Source organism: Candidatus Stygibacter australis, assembly GCA_030765845.1.
Taxonomy (GTDB): Bacteria; Cloacimonadota; Cloacimonadia; order Cloacimonadales; family TCS61; genus Stygibacter; species Stygibacter australis.
Window position 1 is genome coordinate 1 of sequence record JAVCDJ010000115.1, and the last position, 3,109, is coordinate 3,109.

At 39.4% G+C, this 3,109-nt stretch carries 3 protein-coding genes; 2 read left to right on the forward strand and 1 reads right to left on the reverse strand.

What is annotated here, in order from left to right; all coding sequences use genetic code 11:
* Both RAO94_06035 and RAO94_06040 read left to right on the forward strand, forming a co-directional pair.
* Positions 1–704 (forward strand): FlgD immunoglobulin-like domain containing protein (locus RAO94_06035; GenBank protein MDP8321891.1); only part of this gene is annotated, 704 nt, incomplete at its 5' end.
* 295 nt (positions 705–999) lie between these two features.
* Positions 1,000–2,250 (forward strand): FlgD immunoglobulin-like domain containing protein, encoded by a 1,251-nt coding sequence (locus tag RAO94_06040; protein MDP8321892.1) that lies wholly within the window; start codon positions 1,000–1,002, stop codon positions 2,248–2,250.
* Positions 2,251–2,370: 120 nt separating this feature from the next.
* Here the strand turns inward: RAO94_06040 and RAO94_06045 are convergent, their stop codons facing one another.
* Entirely contained in the window at positions 2,371–3,069 is a 699-nt protein-coding gene (locus RAO94_06045) for a hypothetical protein (GenBank protein ID MDP8321893.1), read from the reverse strand.
* Positions 3,070–3,109: the final 40 nt, after the last annotated feature.

Genomic DNA, 3,109 nt, shown 5'->3' on the forward strand with positions numbered 1-3,109 from the left:
CTGGTTACACCTGGAATACAAATGGTCCATATCTTCTACTTAGCGATCTTGATGTTACTGAATCCGGTGAATTTTATGGTATTTTCCCCAATAATTCCTATTCTTCTGGTTTATGGAAATCAATTGATTTTGGCGAGACCTGGACTGTGGAATTCTGGGATATGTATATGACCTGTGTAAGCTGGGATGGACCAGGATTCTTATTTACTGGCTGGAATGTACCTAATGGCAATCCACAAGGGTTTGCAATGTGGCATTCTGATATCGGGGAACTGGAATACATGAATGAAGGGCTTGGCTGTATGCAGATCAATAATATTACCTGGAATCCCCTGATCAATTGTCTGAATAGAATTGCCTGCACTGATGAAGGACTTTATATGATCACAGGATATGAAACCGATATTTCTCCCGATCATATCACTCCTTCAAATATTACTGCACACAATTTCCCTAATCCCTTTAATCCGGAAACATGTATTTCTTTTACTCTTCCCTATTCAACTGATATTTCTCTGAACATTTATAATGGCAGAGGCGAAAAGGTAAAGAAACTCTTCCGTGGTTTCCTGCCCTCAGGAGAAAATTCACTGCTCTGGAACGGCAAAAGCGACCAGGGAGATCAGCTTCCAAGCGGCATCTATCATTATAAAATTACTGCAGTTCAAATGGAAAAATATGGGAAAATGATATTGCTAAAATAAAAATATTGAGTTTAGATGCGAAGGTCCCGTTTATCGGGAACTTAAGAATTTTTGTACTCCATAAGTCATCTTCATCAGCGGTACTCTGGAAGTCCATCCTTCGCTTACGCTGCTAAAGCTGCGGCGGTGCACATCTAACTTAGCAGAAGAAAATATTTTAATTTCGGGGGGATGCGTAGATAGGCATCATTAATATTTGACAAATTGATAGTCAATATCGCATCTTGACATTGTAATTTTATTAATAAGCTGTATGAGAACAACTTTCTGAGGGGAAAATTTTGGAGGTCTTGTGATGCAAAACAAAAAATTTCTTATCGCGTTTGTTATTACCCTTTTTATCCCGGTAATTTGTCTGGCTTATTTCTGGAGTGAAATAGGTCCTGCTGACATTGAAACTTATAATTTTTATGTATTTGGTGGTGGTGTAGCTTATGAAATTATCTGCGAAGAAAATGGTATCCTCGTAAATGAAGGTGATGAATGGATAGAATATTCCTATTATGATCTGCCGGTCTGGGATGTGGAAACCGTGATGGCAGCAACTGCCGATATTATTGCTGTTATGGGAGATGGTTCATATTCTGATGGGATTTATGGCTTCAATTTTATTAATCACGAATTCAATATCCTGCACTGGATGCTGAATCCCCGCTTTATTACCTATTGTCCGGCAGATACAAGTTACTATGCCGGAGGTGAAGATGGGCTTTATTCCTCACATGATGGATTTAACTGGGAAAATGTCTCCTTCTTCGATAATATACAATGCCTGGATATGGAAGCTTATCAGGAACATTATGTAGTCAGCACCAGCGGTAATATCTATTACTCATCAGATGCCGGCAATAGCTGGAACGAAAGTAATACCATGCAAAATCTCTCTGATCTGGTAGTTTCCCCTTCTGGTACATTCTATGGCATTTTCCCTGATCAATCCTGGTCTTCTGGTTTATATAGTTCCGGGGATTATGGTATGAACTGGGAAGTGGAATTCTGGTCAGTAAATATGAGCAGCGCTGGTTTTGACGAAAATGATAACCTCTTTGTCGGCTGGGAAGTTCCTCAAACTATGGAACAGGGTATAGCCTGCTGGTATGAGGATATATCGGAACTCGAATACATGAATGAAGGACTCCCCTGCTTCCAGATCAACCAAATATCCTGGCATCCACAGATTGACTGTATCAATATTATCGCCTGCACAGATAGTGGATTATATCTGCTGACAGATTATCTCACAGAAATTGAACCCGATCTGATCACTAATATAGAGATAGCAACTTCCAATTATCCAAATCCTTTCAACCCGGAAACAACGATATCGTTTACTCTTCCCTATTCAACTGTTATCTCACTGGATATTTATAATGCCAAAGGTGAAAAGGTAAGGAGACTCTTTCGTGGTTTCCTGTCCTCAGGAGAAAATTACCAACTCTGGAACGGTACAAACGACCAGGGGGATCAGCTTCCCAGCGGAATTTATCATTATAAGATAACAGCAGGTCAATTAGAAGAATTCGGAAAAATGATATTACTCAAATAATGTCTTTCTTATTAGTTAGATAATCAGGACTTGCCCCTCTAAAGGTATTCCCGAAATGGGGCAAGTCCACTAATAGGCATAAATTAAATATCTCGGAGGTATGCCTATCTTGTATTTATATTACTCAGATTCAAACCACCAGTATTTCTTAAATTTAGCTACGGTTTTCATCTTCACTTTTTGTCCCATTGCTTCCATAGAAGTTATTGTCTCAAGCTTTTTTAACGTGAGTTTATCTTTTTTATACTGATATGTGATCTTATTATCTGATCTTGCCTTCATCTCCACCGAAGGATACATAGTTGACTCCATAAATACCGGCACTCCGGTTTCCAGATCAAGCCACACTTTTCCTTCCATGGGAATTGGCTTTCCGTCTTCACCCGGTCTTTCCCCACTGAAAGTAAATTCTGCACAGTTTTGTTTTAAGACCTTATCAGTCACTCCAGTCCTGGTCACTTCAAGTCCCCAGTCTGCATTATTAAAGAAAATCGAGCTGCTGTCCGGACTCATATCCTGGCTTAAGAACATCTGCACGATCTCATCATGTTCCGGTATCAGATTTCCTGAACGAGTTCCACCATCATAATATCCAATTATCTCACCATCTTCCTGCTCATAACTGAATATCAATAAACTGGTCATCATCTCTGATCCATTATCATCAAGGCCAGATACCCGTAATTCCATCTCTCCTGTTACCCATCTCCAGTTTACTTCAGCGATGGCTTGTGCTTTCTGCCACAATTCATCTGACTGATCATCAGCAACTAAAAAAACTGCACTGCACAACACTAATAAAATAATGATCTTTTTCATTATAAATCTCCTTGAGCTAAATCTTCTTCCTGATCTAATT